This is a genomic window from Sphaerisporangium sp. NPDC049003, assembly GCF_043197795.1.
GTDB lineage: Bacteria > Actinomycetota > Actinomycetes > Streptosporangiales > Streptosporangiaceae > Sphaerisporangium.
Map to the genome: position 1 here is coordinate 225,999 of NZ_JBICTU010000010.1, position 18,692 is coordinate 244,690.

Below are 18,692 nucleotides of genomic sequence, written 5' to 3' on the forward strand. Positions count from 1 at the left end.
GCATGCAATTCCGTCATCTTGGCCGCAGCGGTCTCAAGGTCAGCGAGATCAGCTACGGCAACTGGATCACCCATGGTTCCCAGGTCGAGGAGGACGCCGCCAAGGAGTGCGTGAGCGCCGCCCTCGACGAGGGGATCACCACCTTCGACACCGCCGACGTCTACGCGGGCACCCGGGCCGAGGAGGTCCTCGGCCGCGCGCTGAAGGGCGTCCGCCGCGAGTCCCTGGAGATCTTCACGAAGGTCTACTGGCCGACCGGACCCGGGCAGAACGACCGTGGCCTGTCGCGCAAGCACATCACCGAGAGCGTCAACGGCTCGCTGCGCCGCCTGGGAACCGACTATGTCGACCTCTACCAGGCGCACCGGTACGACTACGAGACGCCGCTCGAAGAGACGCTGAAGACCTTCGACGACCTCGTGCGCCAGGGGAAGGTCCTCTACGTGGGCGTCAGCGAGTGGAAGGCCTCGCAGATCGCCGACGCGCTCAGGATCGCCGACGAGATGGGCTTCGACCGCCTGGTCTCCAACCAGCCCCAGTACTCCATGCTGTGGCGCGTCATCGAGTCCGAGGTCGTGCCGCTGTGCGAGAAGGAGGGGGTCGGGCAGATCGTGTGGTCCCCCATCGCGCAGGGCGTGCTCACCGGGAAGTACCTCCCCGGGCAGGCGCCGCCCTCGGGATCGCGGGCCACCGACCCGACCGGGTCGGGCTTCATCTCCCGCATGCTCGACGACGACCTGCTCACGCGGGTGCAGGACCTCAAGCCGATCGCGGCCGACCTCGGGCTGACGATGGCGCAGCTGGCGGTGGCGTGGGTGCTGCACAACCCCAACGTCTCGTCGGCCATCGTCGGGGCCACGAGGCCGGAGCAGGTGCGTGACAACGTCAAGGCGTCCGGGGTGAGGCTCGACGCCGACGTCCTCGCCAAGATCGACGACGCGCTCGGCCCGGTCGTGGTGCGGGACCCCGCCCTGACCGAGAGCCCGGCGGCACGGCCCTAGCGGCGGTGGCGTTAAGGGCGCGACCGTAAAGGCTCACGGGCCCCTTGCGTTCCCGGTCACTTGACAACATTCGTCACATCGGCCACAGGAATAGCCAAGGGGCCCGGCCATCACTCGGCACGCAAGGACATCCCGCCGTACTCGACCTTGTCGTCTTCCAGCAGCGAGACCTGCTCGATGCCGGAATTCAGAAGGGTTCGCCAGTTTTCTCCGAGCCATGACTCCGCGTCGGCCTGACTTGGAAAGATCTCGCGCGGAAGCGGGCCGTCCGTAACCTCACCACCATTAGCATTTTCATATCGCCAGCGCCAAGTCATGCCATACGCTCCTTTTCACGGGGTTTGCCCAATGCCTTCAACAGGCTGAGCAGACCCTATCTCCTGGAGTGTGCCGCAGATCTTGCCGTGAGGGCGTCGGGACAGGCCAGCCGGGCCAGGAGAACCACCGGGACGAGCCGAACCGCGAGACCCATCGAGGATGGAGGCCAACTCATGCCGCCCACGTTCCGTCTCCCGGCGCCCGCCGGACCCGGACTCGCGACGGCGGCCGAGCCCCCCTCCCCGGTCAGGGCGTAGTGAAGGTTCTGCTCTCCGGCACGGCCGGCCCCTATGGGTGGCCCGAGCCCGCGTGCGGCTGCGCCTCCTGCGGCAGGCTGTCCCCCGGCCACCGCCGTCCCACCGCCGTCGTGCTGGACGACGTCGTACGGCTCTCGCCGCCCGCAGGTCTCCCCCTCGCGCCTCCGGCGTCGCTCCCCAAGGGCTACCGGATGATCGTCACGCCCGACGGGTACGCGATGAGCGGCCCCGACCGCGGCCGGGTCCTGCACGCCGTCTCGCCGGACGACCACTGCGGGTCCCCCTCGCCGAGCTGGGCGGAGGAGGCCTACGACCTCGTGCTCATCGACCTTCTCGACCATCCCGAGCGTTTGGGCGACCTGCGGCGGCGCGGGCTCGTCACCGCGCGGACGCACGTCGTGGCGGTCCACCTCGACCACCGCCTTCCCTCCGAGGCCGAGCTGGACAGGCGCCTTTCGTACTGGGGTGCGCAGATGGTCGACGACGGCACGATCCTCGACACGCGCCTGCCCGCGCCCGCACGGGCGCTCGCGCCGAGACGGGTGCTGGTCCTCGGAGGCGCCCGCTCGGGCAAGTCGGCCGAGGCGGAGATGCGGCTGATCGCCGAGCCGGACGTCACCTATGTCGCCACCGGGCCGACCGGCGGGAGGGACGCCGACTGGCTCGCCCGCGTCCGCGCCCACCGGCTGCGCCGCCCGCCGTACTGGACGACCATCGAGACCACCGAGCTTGAGGCGCTGCTGAGGTCGGAGACGGGGCCGCTGCTCGTCGACGGCATCGGCACCTGGCTGGCGGCGGTGTTCGACGGGTGCGGGGCGTGGGGGGATCCCGCCTACGACCGTCCCCGGGGACGCAAGCCCGGCCGGTTCGGCACGGCCCTGGACGCGGTGGCGGCGCGCTGCGACGACCTGGTCGCCGCCTGGCGGCAGACCCGGGCCCAGGTGGTGGCGGTCAGCGACGAGGTGGGCCTCAGCGTGGTGCCCGCGACGGCCAGCGGGCGCGTGTTCCGCGACGCGCTCGGCCGCCTCAACCAGCGTCTCGCCGCGGAGTCGGAAGAGGCCGTCCTCGTCGTGGCCGGCCGCGTCGTCCCCCTTCCGGTCTGACATGGCCGCGTCCGAAGTCCCCGAATCGCCGGTCGCCGCGGGGCTGCGCCTGGCCGTCGGCACGCTCACCGTCTGCCCGGCGGGCGTGCCCCGCGTCGACCGCACGACGGCCGGCTGGGCCATGACGCTGGCGCCGCTGGTCGGCCTCGCCCTCGGCCTGGTGGCGGCGGCCGTCATGGCCGCCGCCGCGTTCCTGGTCTCTCCGCTGCTCGCGGCGGCCCTGGCCCTCGGCTCCCTCGCCGTGCTGACGCGGGGCCTGCACCTGGACGGCCTCGCCGACCTGGCGGACGGCCTCGGCAGCGGCAAGCCGGCCGAGCAGGCGCTGGACATCATGAAGCGCTCCGACATCGGGCCGTTCGGCGTGGTGACGCTCGTCTTCACACTGCTGGTGCAGGCCACGGCGGCCTCCGAGGCCGGTCCGGCCTCGCTGGTCCTCGCGTGCGTCACGGGAAGGCTCGCGCTCACCTGGGCCTGCGTGGCGGGGGTGCCTTCTGCGCGGCCCGGGGGGCTCGGCGCCATGGTGGCCGGGACGGTACGGCCGAGCACGGCGATCATCGCGACCGTGCCGGTCGCCGCCGGGGCCCTGGTCCTCGGCCTGGCGGCCGGCGGGCCGGTCACCTACCCTCTGGCGCTCGCGGCCGGGCTCGGCGCGGCCTGGGCGACGCGCGTACACGCCACCCGGCGGCTCGGAGGGATCACCGGGGACGTCCTCGGCGCCCTTGCCGAGATCGCCACCGCCACCGCCCTGGTCGTGTGCGCGGCGGCGCCCTGACCTTCACCCCCGGCCGGCGGGCCCCCTTGGCTCACCCCTGGACGGCGGGCCCTGTTGGCTCACCCTGGACGGGCGTCGGACGCGCGGGCGGCCGGCCCGTCCTCAGCACGAACGCGGCGACGACGGCGAGCAGGGCCCAGCCGACCAGGCCGGTGACGCCGGCCACGGCCAGGTTCGGAGGATGTGCCGCGTCTCCCAGCAGGAGCGGCAGGCCGGCCAGGGCGTTCAGCACGCCGTGCCCGGCGACGGCGGGCCACACGCTGCCGGAGGCCAGGCGGAGCCGTCCGAGGAAGATGCCGAAGAGCACGCAGAACCCGACGAACATGACGGCCGCCCAGGCCCCGAGCTGGGGATAGTTGTAGCCACGCAGGGTCAGGGGCGCGTGCCAGAGTCCCCAGATCACGCCGGACGCCACCAGCGCCTTGGTGGCGCCGAGGGGCATGAGCCTCGGCAGCAGCCATCCGCGCCAGCCGTACTCCTCCCCGAGCGCAGGGATCGCGTTGACCACCGGGCCCATGATGAGACCCTGGGCGAGCTGGATGACGGCGAGCGTGTGCGGGTCGAGGGGAAGCGAGGCGCCCCGGCCCAGCGACGCGATCTGCGCACGGAACAGACTGAGCCCGGCCAGGTCCACGCTCAGCAGGCCGGTCGCCACACTGATCGCGGTGGCGAGGAGGGTGAGCAGCACGGTGCCGGCCCAGGCGACGGCGATGTACTTCCAGGCGCGGCCCGGGCGTCCTCCGAAGGTGAGGCCGGTCCGCCCGGCCCATTCCCGGAAGGGCACCTCCCGGTGGCGGAGCCGCCACACGGTCAGCACGGCGATCGCGGGCGTGAACATCATGGCCAGACCGGTCACCGTGACCAGGCCGGAGCCACCCGAGAGCCACAACGGCACAGCGAACAGCCAGGAAAGCCCGAAGGCGACCAGCAGGAACACGGCGAGATCGCCAGGACGACGGGACATGGGACACCTCGGGGGCAGAGTGCTGGTGGGCGGGGCGGGGTTGAGGGCTTCGCGTCAGGGCGCCGACTCGGCGATGAGGGCGTTCAGCAGGGCGGCGCCGCGAGCCGCGTCGTCGACGGTGATTCCCAGCTCGCCGCCGGAGGGGTAGCGCACGACGAGGCACTCGCCGCCGCGGATCATGATCGTGGCGCTGCCCGGAAGCCCGCGCAGCCCCCAGCCGCCGACCTGCAGCGGGCTCCGCTCCTCGGCCCTCGCGCTCTGGATCTTTCGGAGGGCGAGTTTGCGGCTCGGCCAGCGGAACGGGCCGAAGGAGATGACGACGCCCTTGTCGCTCACCCTGACACCGACCGTGGACAGCGCCAGCCCGAGGACGCCGGCGACCGCCAGCGAGCCGGCCGTGGCCCGCAGGCCGCCGATCCCGACGGTGAGGCTGGACAGGGAGAGCACCAGGGCCGCCACCAGGGCCGCGACCCCCAGCCCCGCCACCCAGGAGTTCGACGCCGAGGACGTCCACACCACCCGCTGGCCCGGCCGCAGCCGCATCCTGGCCTGCTTCACCGGCTCCCGGGCGTACGGCTCGTCCGGGCCTGGCGAGGCGGCCAGCCAGCCGAGCGCGCCGGCGGCGACCGCGCCGCCGAGGGCGAGCAGGACCTGCCAGTCGAGCCGTCCGGCGGCCTGCCAGCCGGGGCGGTCGAGGTTGGCGGCGAGCGTCATGCCCTGCAGGGCCACCACGAAGGCGCCCGCTCCGCCCAGCATGGCCCCGGCCGCCTTCCGTGGCGCCCTGTGCCGGACGGCGTCCCGGCGCAGGGCCGCGTACCACGCGACCCCGGCCAGCAGCGCCCAGACGCCCAGCTCCATCAGGAGCGCCTGCCAGAAGGACATGGCGCCGTCCGCCTCGCCCGAGGGGCCCCAGTGCGTGGCGAGCGGATCGGGCAGCCGGTCGCGCAGCGCGAGGGGGAGGGCGACCAGGGCACCGGTGACCGCCACGACCCACGCGCCGGCCGCCAGGAGGAACCGCGACCGGTGGCTCATGACAACTCCTTGATGATCTCAATGACGTCCTCGGGGCGGAAGCCGTACCGATCCGCCTCTTCGAGCAACTCGCGCGACCTACGCAGGAGGACCTCTCGCCCGTCGGGGGGCCGGAGCACCGACACCCCGCGGCCCCGGCGGAACTCCAGGACCCCCTCGTCCCTCAGGTCACGAAGGGCCCGCAGCACCGTGTTGGCGTTCACGCCGAGGGCGGCGGCGAGATCGCGGGCGGAGGGCAGCCGCTGCCCTGGAAGCACCGATCCGGAGGCGACGGCGTGCCTGACCGCCCCGGCCACCTGCTCGTGGAGCGGCCGTGGATCGTTCAGATCGAGTGTGAGCAACATGATGCTAGTTACATTAGTACCATTCGCACCGATCCGCGAGATGGTGCCAGGTCGGCTAGCATCATGAGCGTTCACGCAGGTGAGGAATTCGTAGGACGAACCCTCGTTTATGCGTACGCGGGAAGCACGGCTAGCATCGGCCTTCGTGACGACAGTGCGACTTAACGCTTTTGACTTGGGGTCGGTGGTGACCGACGCCCTCGTAGTCGGAATCAACGCCTCCCCCGACGGACCCCGCCCCGCGCCCGGCGCCGAAGCCCTCGACACCGCGCTCACCGGCGGGCTCTCCGCGACTCTGCGCGCGCTCGGCTTCTCCGGCAAGGCCGGCGAGATCGCCAAGTTCCCGACCTTCGGCGCGGTCTCCGCGCCCGTGGCCGTCGCCGTGGGCCTCGGAGACGCTCCCGCGCAGGACGGCGCGTACGACCTGGAGGTCCTGCGCCGTGCCGCCGGTGTCGCCGCCCGCTCCCTGGCCGGCACGGCCCGCGCCGCCCTCGCGCTGCCCGCGGCGACGCCTGAGCAGGCCGAGGCCGTGGCCCTGGGCGGCCTGCTCGGCGCCTACGACTTCACCAGGTACCGCACGGGGGGCGACGCCAAGCCGCAGCTCACCGAGCTCGTCGTGCTGAGCGACGCGTCCGGCGCCGAGGAGTCCGTGAGGCGGGCCGCGACGCTGGCCGAGTCCGTCACGCTCGTCCGCGACCTGGTGAACACGCCCCCGTCCGACCTCCCGCCGGCCCGCTTCGCGGAGATCGCCGAGGAGGCCGGCGCCAAGGCCGGGTTGTCGGTCGAGGTCCTCGACGAGGTCGCGCTCAAGGACGGCGGCTACGGAGGCATCGTGGGGGTCGGGCAGGGCTCGGCCAACCCGCCCCGGCTCGTGCGCCTGGGCTACACCCACCCCGAGGCCGAGACCACCCTGGCGTTCGTCGGCAAGGGCATCACCTTCGACTCCGGCGGCCTGTCGCTCAAGCCGTCCGCGTCCATGGCCTGGATGAAGTCCGACATGGGCGGCGCAGGCGCGGTGTTCGGCGCGATGCTGGCCATCGCCAGGCTGGGCCTTCGCGTCAACGCCGTGGGCTATCTCTGCCTGGCCGAGAACATGCCGAGCGGCACCGCCCAGCGCCCCTCCGACGTGCTCACCACCTACTCGGGCAAGACCGTCGAGGTGCTCGACACCGACGCCGAGGGCCGGCTGGTCCTGGTCGACGGCATCGCCCGCGCCGGCGAGGACGGCCCCGACGTCATCGTCGACGTGGCGACCCTCACCGGCGGGCAGATCGTCGCCCTCGGATGGCGCACCTGCGGCGTCATGGCCTCCGACGACGAACTGCGCGAGGAGGTCGTCGACGTGGCCGTGGCGCAGGGCGAGGCCGCCTGGGGCATGCCGCTTCCCGAGGAGCTCCGCAAGGGCCTCGACTCCCCGATCGCCGACATCGCCAACCTCAACCCGGAGCGCTCAGGCAGCATGCTGGCCGCCGGCATCTTCCTGCGCGAGTTCGTCCCCGAGGGCGTGCGCTGGGCCCACCTCGACATCGCGGGGCCGGCCTTCAACAAGGACGCGCCGCACGGGTACACCCCCAAGGGCGGCACCGGCATGACCACCCGCACCCTGATCGCGCTGGCCGAGCGCTACCAGGCGGCCCGCGAGGCATGATGAGCGCAGGACGCGACCGGCCGTGAGGCCCGGGCCGCCGACCGGCGGCCAAGCGCGTCACATACACGCGAGACAAGTGAAAAGATGCTGTTGGGCAGGCCGGGCACCCCGTGAAAGCGGGCATGACCCGGCCGTGAGGACCCACCGATCCGACAAGGAGCTTTCCAGTGGCTGATGGCAGCGGCCCCTTCGACATCGTTGTCCTGGGCGGCGGTAGCGGTGGCTACGCCTGCGCCCTGCGAGCGGCCGAGCTAGGCAAGTCCGTCGCGCTGATCGAGAAGGACAAGATCGGCGGCACGTGCCTGCACCGGGGATGCATCCCCACAAAGGCGCTTCTGCACGCGGCCGAGGTCGCCGACGAGACCCGCGAGGCCACGAGCGTCGGCGTCAAGGCCCGCTTCGAGGGCATCGAGATGAGCGGCGTCCACGCCTTCAAGGACAAGATCGTGAACCGCGCCTGGAAGGGCGTCCAGGGCCTGCTCAAGAGCAGGGGCGTCACCCTCATCGAGGGCGCCGGCAGGCTGGCCGGCCCCAACCGCGTCATCGTGGGCGACCAGGCCGTCGAGGGTCACAGCATCGTGCTGGCGACCGGCTCGGTGCCGAAGTCGCTTCCCGGTCTCGAAATCGACGGCGAGCGGGTCATCACCAGCGACCACGCGCTGAAGCTCGACCGCGTCCCGTCCTCGGTGATCGTTCTCGGCGGCGGCGTCATCGGCGTCGAGTTCGCCTCCGTCTGGAAGTCGTTCGGCTCCGAGGTCACGATCATCGAGGCCCTCCCCCACCTGCTCCCGCTGGAGGAGGAGTCCAGCTCCAAGCTCCTGGAGCGCGCCTTCCGCCGCCGGGGCATCAAGTACGAGCTGGGCACGCGCTTCGAGAGCGTCAAGACCACCGACACCGGCGTCGTCGTGACGCTGGAGGGCGGCAAGACCTTCGACGCCGAGCTGCTCCTGGTCGCCGTCGGCCGGGGGGCCGTCACCTCCGGCATGGGCTTCGAGGAGACCGGCGTCGCGATCGAGCGCGGCACCGTCGTGGTCGACGAGTTCTGCCAGACGAGCGTGCCCGGCGTCTACGCGGTCGGCGACCTGATCCCGACGCTCCAGCTGGCGCACGCCGGCTTCGCCGAGGGCATCCTCGTCGCCGAGCACATCGCGGGGCTCGACCCCGTCCCGATCGACTACGCCGGCGTGCCCCGCATCACCTACTCAGACCCCGAGGTCGCCTCGGTGGGCATCACGTCGGCCGTCGCCAGGGAGCGGGGCCACGAGATCACCGAGCTGGTCTACGACCTCGGCGGCAACCCGAAGAGCCAGATCATCGGCACCCAGGGCGCCGTCAAGATCATTTCTCAGAAGGACGGTCCGGTGCTCGGGGTCCACATGGTCGGCAAGCGCATGGGCGAGCTCGTCACCGAGGGGCAGCTGATCTACAACTGGGAGGCGCTGCCCTCCGAGGTGGCCCAGCTCATCCACGCGCACCCGACCCAGTCCGAGGCCGTCGGCGAGGCGATGCTCGCTCTGGCCGGCAAGCCTCTTCACGTACACAACTAAGCCCTCACAGGAAACGCGAGAGTAGACACCATGCCGGTTTCCGTAACCATGCCCCAGCTCGGCGAGAGCGTGACCGAGGGCACCGTCACCCGATGGTTGAAGAAGGAGGGGGACCAGGTCGAGGCCGACGAGCCCTTGCTCGAAGTCTCCACCGACAAGGTCGACACCGAGATCCCCTCCCCGTCCGCGGGCGTTCTCACCAAGATCGTCGTTGCCGAGGACGAGACCGTCGAGGTCGGCGCCGAGCTCGCCGTCATCGACGGGGACGGCTCCTCGGGCGGGGCCGCCGCTCCCGCGCAGGCCGAGCCGCAGGCCCAGGCCGAGCCGGAGCCCGCGCCCCAGCCGGAGCCGCAGCCCGAGCCCGAGCAGGCCAAGGCCCCCGAGCCCGCGCCCGCCCCGGCCTCCTCGATCCCGCAGCCGCCCGCGCCGCAGCCCGCCCAGCAGCAGGCCCGCCCGCAGGCCCCGCAGCAGCCCGCCCAGCAGGCCCAGCCCGCCACCGCGGCCCCGTCGCCGATCGCGCCGGCCGCCTCCGGCGGCGACAGCCCGTACGTCACGCCGCTGGTCCGCAAGCTCGCGGGCGAGCACGGCGTCGACCTCGACGCGCTGAGCGGCACCGGCGTCGGCGGGCGCATCCGCAAGCAGGACGTGCTCGAAGCCGCGCGCATCCAGCGTGAGCAGGCCGCGCAGGCACAGGCCGCCGAGGCCCAGGCCGCGCCGTCCGCCCCCGCGCAGCCCGCCCAGCCCGCGCAGGCGCCGCAGGCCGCCGCCCCGGCCCCCGAGCCGGTCAAGGCGGACACCACGCTGCGCGGCCGCACCGAGAAGATGTCGCGGATGCGGCAGACCATCGCCAAGCGGACCATGGAGTCGCTGCAGTCGTCCGCGCAGCTCACCTCGGTCGTCGAGGTCGACGTCACCAAGATCGCCCGGCTGCGCGACCGGGCCAAGGCCGACTTCCAGCGCCGCGAGGGCGTGAAGCTCAGCTTCATGCCGTTCTTCGCGCTGGCGACGGTCGAGGCGCTCAAGCAGCACCCGAAGCTGAACGCGGTGATCAACAGCGAGACCAACGAGGTCACGTACTTCGACCACGAGCACCTGGCCTTCGCCGTGGACGCCGAGCGCGGCCTCGCCTCGGCGGTCATCAAGGACGCCGGTGACCTCAACATGGCCGGCCTCGCCCGCAAGATCGCCGACCTGGCCGAGCGCACCCGCACCAACAAGGTCAGCCCCGACGAGCTGTCCGGCGGCACGTTCACGCTGACCAACACCGGCAGCCGCGGCGCGCTGTTCGACACGCCGATCATCAACCAGCCGCAGGTCGCGATCCTCGGCACCGGCGCGGTCGTCAAGCGCCCTGTCGTGCTCGACACGCCCGAGGGCGAGGTCATCGCGGTCCGCTCGATGGTGTACCTGGCGCTGACCTACGACCACCGCCTGGTCGACGGCGCCGACGCCGCCCGCTTCCTGACGACGATCAAGCGTCGCCTGGAGGACGGCCGGTTCGAGAACCAGCTCGGCCTGAGCTGACCCGCGGTCGCGGCGGGGCCCTGCCTGACGTCCTGTGAGGCGGCAGGGCCCGGCCGCACGCGTTCACGGCGGGCCCCGTACAGGCTCACAGCGGGCCGCGTGCGTGCTCACGGCAGGTCCGTACGTGCTCATGGGCGTGGGCGCGTGCTCACGGCACGTCCGTACGTGCTCACGGCGGGCCGGCTGACACGCGGCGCGCGGCCTGGCCGGGCCGGTGAGCGATCTCCGACGTAGGGTGATCGCATGGCAGTCGTCGTCACCGGTTCTTCAGGACTTCTCGGTTCGGCCCTCGTCCGCGCCCTGCGCGACGACGACCGCGCCGTCGTCAGACTTGTACGCCGCACCCCCGAGGCGCCCGGCGAGGCCTTCTGGGACCCGCGCAAGGGCATCCTCGACCCCACGGTCCTGGAGGGGGCCGAGGCCGTCGTCCATCTCGCCGGGGCGGGCATCGCCGACAAGCGGTGGACCGCCGACTACCGGCGCGAGATCGTCGACAGCCGCGTCGAGGGCACGCGCACCCTGGCCACCACGATCGCGGGGCTGGAGCGCAAGCCGGGCGTGCTGCTGTCCGGATCCGCCATCGGCTTCTACGGCGACACGGGCGAGCACCCCGTGGAGGAGTCCTGGGAGCCCCCGCCGCGCCCGCACGGCCAGGGCGGTCCCCCGGAGCGCGGGCAGTGGATCGCCGACCTGGTGCGGGCCTGGGAGGCCGGGGTGACGCCCGCCGAGGAGGCCGGCGTCCGGGTCGTGCGGATGCGCACCGGCCATGTCCTCACCAGCCGGGGCGGATTCCTCGGGAAGATGCTGCCGATCTTCAAGCTGGGCCTCGGCGCGCCCCTGGGCTCCGGCCGGCAGTACGTCTCGTGGATCTCCCTGCCCGACTGGCTCGGCGCGGTGACCCACATCCTGGCCGAGCCCGACGTCTCCGGGCCGGTGAACCTCACGGCCCCCACGCCGGTCACCAACGCGGAGTTCACCCGGGCGCTCGGCCGCGCCCTGCACCGCCCGACCATGCCCGTGGCGGTGCCCGGTTTCGCCCTGAGGGCCGGGGTCGGCGACCTGGCGGACGAGGGAGTGCTCATCGGCCAGCGCGTGCTGCCCCGCCGCCTGCTGGAGATGGGGTACCGGTTCAGGCATCCGCGTCTCGACGAGGCACTGGCAGCCATACTCTAGGGGGCCGTTCCGGTGAAATGGGAGAGGAAGCCGCGACTCGGCCCTGTGGTGTAGGGAGCGAGGCGTACTCGCCCCTGAATATGCAGCAGGAGAGATCATGAGCAGGCTCGGCCAGTCCCACATTCTCGCCATCGGCGGCGGTTCGTTCCGTCCGACCGCGCGTCATGGCTTCCTGGAGGCGTCGGCTCTGCTCCGTTACGCACTCGATCTGACCGGCCAAGATCGGCCGAAGCTCGGATTGCTCGCCACCGCGACCGGTGACGACGCCGACTGGCTGCTGAAGATGTACGGCTCCTTCCGCACGTGGGACGTCGAGGTGAGCCATCTCGCCCTGTTCCCGATGCCCAATGTCGAGAGCCCCAGGGAGTGGATCCTTGAGCAGGACGTCATCTACGTGAGCGGGGGCAGCGTCGCCAACCTGGCGGCCCTGTGGCGGCTGCACGGCCTCGACGAGGCCTTCGAGGAGGCCTGGCGGTCGGGCGTGGTGCTGTCCGGGCAGAGCGCCGGGGCGCTGTGCTGGCACGTCGGCGGCAACACCGACTCCTTCGGCCCCACCCTGCGCCCGTGGTCGGAGGGCCTCGGCCTGCTGCCCTACTCCTGTGGAGTTCACTACAACTCCGACCCGCAGCGCCGGGCCCTGCTGCACGATTCCATCGCCTCGGGCGAGCTCCCCGAGGGGTACGCCGCCGACGAGGGTGTGGCCCTGCACTACGTCGGGCGCGAGTTCATCCAGGCCGTCACGGTCGACCCCAAGGGGTACGCCTACAAGATCGAGCGTGACGACGAGGGGCGCGTGAAGGAATTCCGCGTCGAACCCCGCCTGCTGACCGCGTGACCTCGCGTTAGGCTGGCTCCGTGATTGAGCGCGCCAGGCACGAAAGCACCACGGGAAGCGGGGCTGGCAGGCTCGCGCTCGTCCGTCTCGGAGTCGACGTCCCCTACGAGCAGGCGTGGGAACTCCAGCGTGAGGTCCACGCCCGCCGGGTCGCGGGCGTGATCCCCGACACGTGCCTCATGCTGGAGCACGCCCCGGTCTACACCGCGGGCAAGCGCACGCGTGCCGAGGAGCGTCCCGTCGACGGCACCCCCGTCATCGACGTCGACCGCGGCGGGAAGATCACTTGGCACGGTCCCGGCCAGCTCGTGGGCTATCCCATCGTCCGGCTGACCGAGGCGCTCGACGTGATCGCGTACGTCCGCCTGCTGGAGGAGTCGCTGATCCAGGTGTGCGCCGACTTCGGCGTGGCGGCCGGCCGTGTCGCGGGGCGCAGCGGCGTCTGGGTCGCGGGCGACCCCGCGAGCGGCCTGCCCGACCGCAAGCTGGGCGCGATCGGCATCCGGGTGGCGCGAGGGGTCACGATGCACGGCTACGCGCTCAACTGCGCCAACGACCCGAGCTGGTTCAACCGCATCATCCCGTGCGGCATCAGCGACGCGGGGGTGACCTCGCTGTCGGCCGAGACCGGGCGGCGCATCACGGTCGACGAGGTCCTCCCCTACGCCGAGAAGCGGCTGGCCGAGGCGCTCGGCGCCGAAGGCCTCGACGTCCAGGAGGAGGACCTCCTGTCCGGCCGCATGTGACCCTCCGGCCGGACCTCCCGCGCCTCGGAGGACCCCGGGCCGGGTCAGCGGGCGCGGAGACGTAAGCTTGAGCGCGTGACCGTTGCTCCTGAAGGCCGTAAGCTCCTCCGCCTGGAGGTGCGCAACAGCCAGACCCCCATTGAGCGCAAGCCCCCGTGGATCAAGACCCGGCTCAGGAACGGGCCGAACTTCAACGAGATCAAGTCGCTCGTGAAGGACCAGGGCCTGCACACGGTGTGCCAGGAGGCCGGCTGTCCCAACATCTCCGAGTGCTGGGAGGACCGCGAGGCCACCTTCCTCATCGGCGGTGACCAGTGCACGCGCCGCTGCGACTTCTGCCAGATCGACACGGGCAAGCCCGCCGAGTACGACAGGGACGAGCCGCGCAGGGTCGCCGAGTCCGTGGCGCAGATGGGCCTGCGCTACGCCACCGTCACCGGCGTCGCCCGTGACGACCTGCCCGACGGCGGCTCGTGGCTGTACGCCGAGACCGCGCGGCAGATCCACGCCCAGGTCCCCGGGTGCGGCGTCGAGTTGCTGGTGCCCGACTTCAACGGCCACCGCGACCAGCTCGAAGAGGTCTTCTCCAGCCGTCCCGAGGTGTTCGCGCACAACATCGAGACCGTGCCGCGCATCTTCAAGCGCATCCGCCCGGCCTTCCGCTACGACCGCTCCCTCCAGGTCATCACGATGGCACAGGAGGCGGGGCTGGTCACCAAGTCCAACCTCATCCTCGGCATGGGCGAGGAGCGCGAGGAGATCGTCCAGGCGATGCGCGACCTGCACGACGCCGGGTGCGACCTGCTGACCGTCACGCAGTATCTCCGCCCCACGCCGCGCCACCACCCCGTCGACCGCTGGGTCAAGCCCGAGGAGTTCGTCGAGCTCCAGCGGGTGGCCGAGGAGATCGGCTTCGCCGGGGTGATGTCCGGGCCGCTGGTCCGGTCCTCCTACCGCGCCGGCCGTCTCTACCGGCAGGCCGTCGAGGCGCGCCAGACGGCCTGAGGACGGCCCCTGAGGGCGGCCTGAGCCGGGTTCCCGTCTGTGGCGGGTCCCCCTTGTACGGCGTGGACCTCACGGTGCTCCTGGGCGCGCTCGGGCTGTCCCTTCAAGGTCCGGCCGCTCAGCACGCGGTCACCCGAGCGGGCCTTCGGTGAGCGGGCGGACGCGGGCCGGCGCGCGGTTCCCGGGGGGCGAGACACCCAAGATCGGACGCAGCGTGGCCGACCGGCGACTGACGGCGACCCTCACGGTCACGGTCTGACCGGTCTTCAGGTCACGTTTTCCTTTCTTCAGCTCCGCATTTGTATCCTTTAACCATGGCCAAGCCCGCAGACCCAGAGCGCCCGGGGCGCATCAAGCAACTCCGGATGATCGCTCAGATCATCATGAAGGCCAACCCCAAGGGGATGCCGATCGTCTACGCGTCGGCGGTCGCCACCGTGGCCGTCTTCGTCGTCCTCGGGCTCGTGACGGGCCTGGTGTGGCAACTGGCCGTCCTCGGCGTCATGGTCGGCATCACGGTCGGCATGGTGATCTTCGGGCAGCTCGCCCAGCGAGCGCAGTACTCCATGCTCGGCGGCCAGCCGGGCGCCGCCGCGGCGATCCTGCAGAGCATGCGCGGCAACTGGGAGGTCACCCCCGCCGTCGCGGTCACCCGCGACCAGGACCTCGTGCACCGCGCCGTGGGATACCCGGGCGTCGTCCTTGTGTCCGAGGGCCCGGGCGCCCGGGTGCAGAAGATGCTCGTGGCCGAGAAGAAGCGCGTGCAGCGCGTCGCCATCGACGTCCCGGTGTACGACATCCAGTGCGGCGACGGAGAGGGGCAGATCCCCCTCAAGAAGCTCCAGCGCCACCTGATGAAGCTCCCCCGCAACCTGAAGAAGCCCGCGGTCTCCGAGATCAACTACCGGCTCAAGGCGCTGCCGCAGTCGATTCCCGTGCCGAAGGGCCCGATGCCGAAGGGCGCTCGCATGCCCCGCGGCAAGATGCGGTGATGCCGGGCATCTCCGGAGTCGACCGGCGCGCGGTGGCCGGTGAGCCGACCGTGCGGGCCAACCGCCGCTGGTGGGATTCCGCGGCGGACGAGTACCAGGCCGAGCACGGCGGGTTCCTGCGCGACGCGGGCTTCGTCTGGTGCCCCGAAGGGCTCGACGAGGCCGAGGCCCGCCTGCTGGGCGACGTGCGCGGCCGCCGGGTCCTGGAGATCGGCTGCGGAGCCGGGCAGTGCGGGCGGTGGCTCACCGGCCAGGGAGCCGAGGTGGCCGCGTTCGACCTGTCCCACCGCCAGCTCCAGCACGCGAGGCGCATCGACGAGGAGCTCGGCACGCGCCTGCCCGTCGTCCAGGCGGACGCGGGGCGCATCCCCTTCGCGGACGGCTCGTTCGACCTGGCCTGCTCGGCGTTCGGCGCGCTGCCGTTCGTCGCCGACGCCGGGGCCGTGCTGACCGAGACCCGCCGGGTCCTGCGGCCGGGCGGCCTGTTCGTCTTCTCCGTCAGCCATCCGATCCGCTGGGCGTTCCCCGACGATCCCGGCCCGCGCGGCCTGACCTCCGACCGCTCGTACTTCGACCGCTCGCCGTACGTCGAGCACGACGAGGACGGTGAGCCCTCCTACGTGGAGCACCACCGCACGCTGGGCGACTGGGTGGGGCTGATCGTGGCGTCGGGGCTGACCCTCGCGTCGCTGACCGAGCCCGAGTGGCCTACCGGCCACGACCGCGCGTGGGGCGGCTGGAGCCCGCTGCGCGGCCGGCACATTCCCGGCACGGCGATCTTCTCCTGCGTGAACGGCGGCGGCCCTTCCGCCTAACGGCGGCCACTCCGGTCCGTACGGCCGGCCGTCGGCCGCTCCGGGCCGTACGGACCGGCCGCTCCCTGTGGCTCCTAGCCCCGGACGACGACGGTGCGGGCGGCCCTGTCGTGGAGGCCGCGCTGGTCGCGGTCCCAGATCAGGGCGGGCACGGCGAGGCAGAGCAGCAGCGTGCGCAGCAGGACCGAGCCGAACGGGGGCCTGCCGCCGTCGAGCGCGGCGACCCGGATGCCGAACAGCTTCATGCCGAACGTCGAGCCCAGGGTGCCGACCAGCACGATGTACTCCACGGCGAAGACCCCGAGGCCGACCCAGCCGGCGCTGCGGGGGTCGGCGCCCAGCAGGCCGCGGGCGATCGCCCAGGTGCAGATGAGCCAGTCGACGGTGATGGCGCCGAGCCGCCTGCCGAACCCGGAGACCGACCCCGGACCTTCCTTCGGGAGCCCCAGTCTCTCGCCTGGGTACCCGAGATCGACGCCGGTGGCGCGGGTGCCGCTGATCCACGTCTGCGTCCATCTCGGTTGCTTGTTCATGCAGGTAAGATACCGAGAGGCCGCTTTGGTCCTTCCGGCGGCACACCCCCCTCCGCTTAACACCCGTGAAACAAACGAGACATGGGGTGGAAACGGCACAGGCCTACCTTCGAGTCTGCAAGCCCGTGCCCCTGGGAGGTTGGATGTTCAGCTCCGCCGACGACGTCCTGAAGTTCATCAGGGACGAAGGGGTGCAGTTCGTCGACGTCAGGTTTACCGACCTGCCCGGCACGACGCACCACTTCACCTTCCCTGTGGAAAACTTTGGCGCCAGCGTCTTCACCGACGGTCTCATGTTCGACGGATCGTCGATCCGCGGGTTCCAGGCCATCCACGAGTCGGACATGTTGTTGCTGCCCGACCCGTCGACCGCCGTGCTGGACCCGTTCCGCCAGCACAAGACCCTCATCATGAACTTCTTCGTCCACGACCCGCTGACCGGCGAGGCCTACAGCCGCGACCCGCGCAACGTCGCCCGCAAGGCTGAGGAGTACCTCAAGGGCACCGGCATCGCGGACACCGTGTTCTTCGGCCCCGAGGCCGAGTTCTACATCTTCGACGATGTGCGCTTCGCGAGCAGCTCCAGCGAGGCCTACTACCACATCGACTCGATCGAGGGCGCCTGGAACACCGGCAAGGCCCAGGAGGGCGGCAACCTCGGGTACAAGCCGCGCTACAAGGGCGGCTACTTCCCGGTCCCGCCGATGGACCACTTCACCGACCTGCGCTCCGAGATGGTCCGCCGCCTGATCGACTCCGGCATCGAGACCGAGATGCAGCACCACGAGGTGGGCACCGCCGGCCAGGCCGAGATCGACTTCCGCTTCGGCACGCTGCTCAAGACCGCCGACAACCTGATGCTGTACAAGTACATCATCAAGAACACCGCGGTCGAGTACGGCCACACGGTCACCTTCATGCCCAAGCCGCTCTTCGGGGACAACGGCTCGGGCATGCACTGCCACCAGTCGCTCTGGAAGGACGGCGAGCCGCTCTTCTACGACGAGGTGGGCTACGCCGGCCTGTCGGACATGGCCCGCTACTACATCGGCGGCCTGCTCAAGCACGCGCCCGCGCTGCTGGCCTTCACCAACCCGACGGTGAACTCCTACCACCGCCTGGTGCCGGGGTACGAGGCGCCGGTCAACCTGGTCTACTCCCAGCGCAACCGCTCGGCCTGCATCCGCATCCCGATCACGGGGTCGAACCCCAAGGCCAAGCGCATCGAGTTCCGCGTGCCCGACCCGTCCTGCAACCCGTACTTCGCGTTCGCGGCGCAGCTCATGGCGGGCCTCGACGGCATCCGCAACAAGATCGAGCCCGCGCAGCCGGTCGACAAGGACCTCTACGAGCTTCCTCCCGAGGAGGCCGGCGCGGTCCCGCAGGTCCCCGGGTCGCTGCCCGAGGTCCTCGCCGCGCTGGAGGCCGACCACGAGTTCCTGCTCGAAGGCGGCGTGTTCACGCCCGACCTGATCGAGACCTGGATCGCCTACAAGCGCGAGAACGAGATCGACCCGATCCGCCTCCGCCCGCACCCGCACGAGTTCGAGCTCTACTACGACGTGTGACGGCGGGGTTTCACGGCCTCGGTGATCTCCCGGGAAACCGGCGCTGACCTGGTGAACGTCGTGGCCGGTTGTCGTTGTTCTGCATCGCTGAGCAACGTCGGCCGGCACAAAACCGGAACAGAACGGCCCTGCATCAAGATCGATGCCGGGCCGTTTCCATGCTACCGCGCCCGCTGATCACGGACCCCGAAGTAGTGGCAGCTCGCCACCTGGTCCGCATGTGGAACTCCTCGGTCGCCTCGTCCCTCAGCGGGATGTAACAGCCGCGCCCGGTCGTGGTCCGACTGCTGGAAGAAGACCTACCGCTGACGCCGCCCGCCTAGCTGCCCCTTCTGCTCACCTGCGCTCCAGTAGTCCTTGAGCATCTCTCCCGGCCAACGAGGCTCGCGCACTTCGCCGCGCGGACCCATGTCCTTGAAGCGAACGTGAACGGACGACCGCCGCGGCTGCCGCGCCGTAAGCGCGCGGCGATGCGATCGGCTGGTTCGGGGATGGTGCACCTGATCCCGCGGCTA

Annotated in this window: 18 protein-coding genes; 13 read left to right on the top strand and 5 right to left on the bottom strand. The window is 71.5% G+C overall.

Going from position 1 to position 18,692, the window contains the following annotated elements; genetic code table 11:
• Window positions 1-2: 2 nt before the first annotated feature.
• Complete coding sequence (locus tag ACGFIV_RS13905; RefSeq protein WP_358549434.1) at window positions 3-1,001, top strand: aldo/keto reductase family protein; 999 nt, start codon at window positions 3-5, stop codon at window positions 999-1,001.
• Between the two features lie 110 nt (window positions 1,002-1,111).
• Here ACGFIV_RS13905 and ACGFIV_RS13910 read toward each other — a convergent pair whose 3' ends face one another.
• A complete protein-coding gene (locus ACGFIV_RS13910) occupies window positions 1,112-1,318 on the bottom strand; it encodes a hypothetical protein (RefSeq protein ID WP_358549436.1) in 207 nt (68 codons plus the stop codon).
• 257 nt (window positions 1,319-1,575) lie between these two features.
• Between ACGFIV_RS13910 and ACGFIV_RS13915 the strand changes: the two genes are divergently transcribed.
• Together ACGFIV_RS13915 and ACGFIV_RS13920 are read left to right on the top strand one after the other, a co-directional pair.
• The gene (locus tag ACGFIV_RS13915; RefSeq protein WP_392834767.1) at window positions 1,576-2,679 is read left to right on the top strand and encodes a bifunctional adenosylcobinamide kinase/adenosylcobinamide-phosphate guanylyltransferase; all 1,104 of its coding nucleotides are present in this window, start codon (window positions 1,576-1,578) and stop codon (window positions 2,677-2,679) included.
• Between the two features lies 1 nt (window position 2,680).
• Window positions 2,681-3,451 (top strand): adenosylcobinamide-GDP ribazoletransferase, encoded by a 771-nt coding sequence (locus ACGFIV_RS13920; RefSeq protein ID WP_358549441.1) that lies wholly within the window; start codon window positions 2,681-2,683, stop codon window positions 3,449-3,451.
• Between the two features lie 31 nt (window positions 3,452-3,482).
• Here ACGFIV_RS13920 and ACGFIV_RS13925 read toward each other — a convergent pair whose 3' ends face one another.
• From ACGFIV_RS13925 to ACGFIV_RS13935, 3 genes are read right to left on the bottom strand one after another with little or no spacing between them, the layout of a single operon-like run.
• Complete coding sequence (locus ACGFIV_RS13925) at window positions 3,483-4,415, bottom strand: CPBP family intramembrane glutamic endopeptidase (RefSeq protein ID WP_392834771.1); 933 nt, start codon at window positions 4,413-4,415, stop codon at window positions 3,483-3,485.
• Window positions 4,416-4,469: 54 nt separating this feature from the next.
• A complete protein-coding gene (locus tag ACGFIV_RS13930) occupies window positions 4,470-5,447 on the bottom strand; it encodes a DUF1648 domain-containing protein (RefSeq protein WP_392834774.1) in 978 nt (325 codons plus the stop codon).
• Complete coding sequence (locus ACGFIV_RS13935) at window positions 5,444-5,791, bottom strand: GntR family transcriptional regulator (protein ID WP_358549449.1); 348 nt, start codon at window positions 5,789-5,791, stop codon at window positions 5,444-5,446. The genes ACGFIV_RS13930 and ACGFIV_RS13935 overlap by 4 nt, the downstream gene beginning before the upstream one ends.
• 109 nt (window positions 5,792-5,900) lie before the next feature.
• Here ACGFIV_RS13935 and ACGFIV_RS13940 point away from each other — a divergent pair, with 109 nt between their 5' ends.
• From ACGFIV_RS13940 to ACGFIV_RS13980, 9 genes are all read left to right on the top strand, one after another.
• The gene (locus ACGFIV_RS13940; RefSeq protein WP_392834779.1) at window positions 5,901-7,439 is read left to right on the top strand and encodes a leucyl aminopeptidase; all 1,539 of its coding nucleotides are present in this window, start codon (window positions 5,901-5,903) and stop codon (window positions 7,437-7,439) included.
• Between the two features lie 167 nt (window positions 7,440-7,606).
• A complete protein-coding gene (lpdA, locus tag ACGFIV_RS13945; protein WP_358549454.1) occupies window positions 7,607-8,986 on the top strand; it encodes a dihydrolipoyl dehydrogenase in 1,380 nt (459 codons plus the stop codon).
• A gap of 30 nt (window positions 8,987-9,016) precedes the next feature.
• Window positions 9,017-10,510: a 2-oxoglutarate dehydrogenase, E2 component, dihydrolipoamide succinyltransferase gene (sucB, locus tag ACGFIV_RS13950; protein ID WP_358549456.1), complete on the top strand. Its 1,494-nt coding sequence runs from the start codon at window positions 9,017-9,019 to the stop codon at window positions 10,508-10,510.
• 243 nt (window positions 10,511-10,753) lie between these two features.
• Window positions 10,754-11,683, top strand: a complete 930-nt coding sequence (locus tag ACGFIV_RS13955; RefSeq protein ID WP_358549459.1) for a TIGR01777 family oxidoreductase — start codon at window positions 10,754-10,756, stop codon at window positions 11,681-11,683.
• Window positions 11,684-11,780: 97 nt separating this feature from the next.
• On the top strand, window positions 11,781-12,518 hold the full coding sequence (locus ACGFIV_RS13960) for a peptidase E (RefSeq protein ID WP_358549462.1): 738 nt from the start codon (window positions 11,781-11,783) through the stop codon (window positions 12,516-12,518).
• Between the two features lie 20 nt (window positions 12,519-12,538).
• Window positions 12,539-13,264: a lipoyl(octanoyl) transferase LipB gene (lipB, locus tag ACGFIV_RS13965; protein WP_358549465.1), complete on the top strand. Its 726-nt coding sequence runs from the start codon at window positions 12,539-12,541 to the stop codon at window positions 13,262-13,264.
• A gap of 75 nt (window positions 13,265-13,339) precedes the next feature.
• Window positions 13,340-14,269, top strand: a complete 930-nt coding sequence (gene lipA / locus ACGFIV_RS13970) for a lipoyl synthase (protein ID WP_358549468.1) — start codon at window positions 13,340-13,342, stop codon at window positions 14,267-14,269.
• Window positions 14,270-14,583: 314 nt separating this feature from the next.
• A complete protein-coding gene (locus tag ACGFIV_RS13975; protein ID WP_358549471.1) occupies window positions 14,584-15,261 on the top strand; it encodes a DUF4191 domain-containing protein in 678 nt (225 codons plus the stop codon).
• Window positions 15,261-16,076, top strand: a complete 816-nt coding sequence (locus ACGFIV_RS13980; protein WP_392834790.1) for a class I SAM-dependent methyltransferase — start codon at window positions 15,261-15,263, stop codon at window positions 16,074-16,076. Before ACGFIV_RS13975 ends, ACGFIV_RS13980 begins: the two co-directional genes overlap by 1 nt.
• A 74-nt stretch (window positions 16,077-16,150) precedes the next feature.
• Here ACGFIV_RS13980 and ACGFIV_RS13985 read toward each other — a convergent pair whose 3' ends face one another.
• Complete coding sequence (locus tag ACGFIV_RS13985) at window positions 16,151-16,609, bottom strand: RDD family protein (protein ID WP_358549476.1); 459 nt, start codon at window positions 16,607-16,609, stop codon at window positions 16,151-16,153.
• A 143-nt stretch (window positions 16,610-16,752) separates the two neighbouring features.
• On the opposite strand from ACGFIV_RS13985, the gene glnA reads away from it, so the two are divergent.
• Window positions 16,753-18,177: a type I glutamate--ammonia ligase gene (gene glnA, locus ACGFIV_RS13990; RefSeq protein WP_358549479.1), complete on the top strand. Its 1,425-nt coding sequence runs from the start codon at window positions 16,753-16,755 to the stop codon at window positions 18,175-18,177.
• Window positions 18,178-18,692 lie beyond the last annotated feature (515 nt).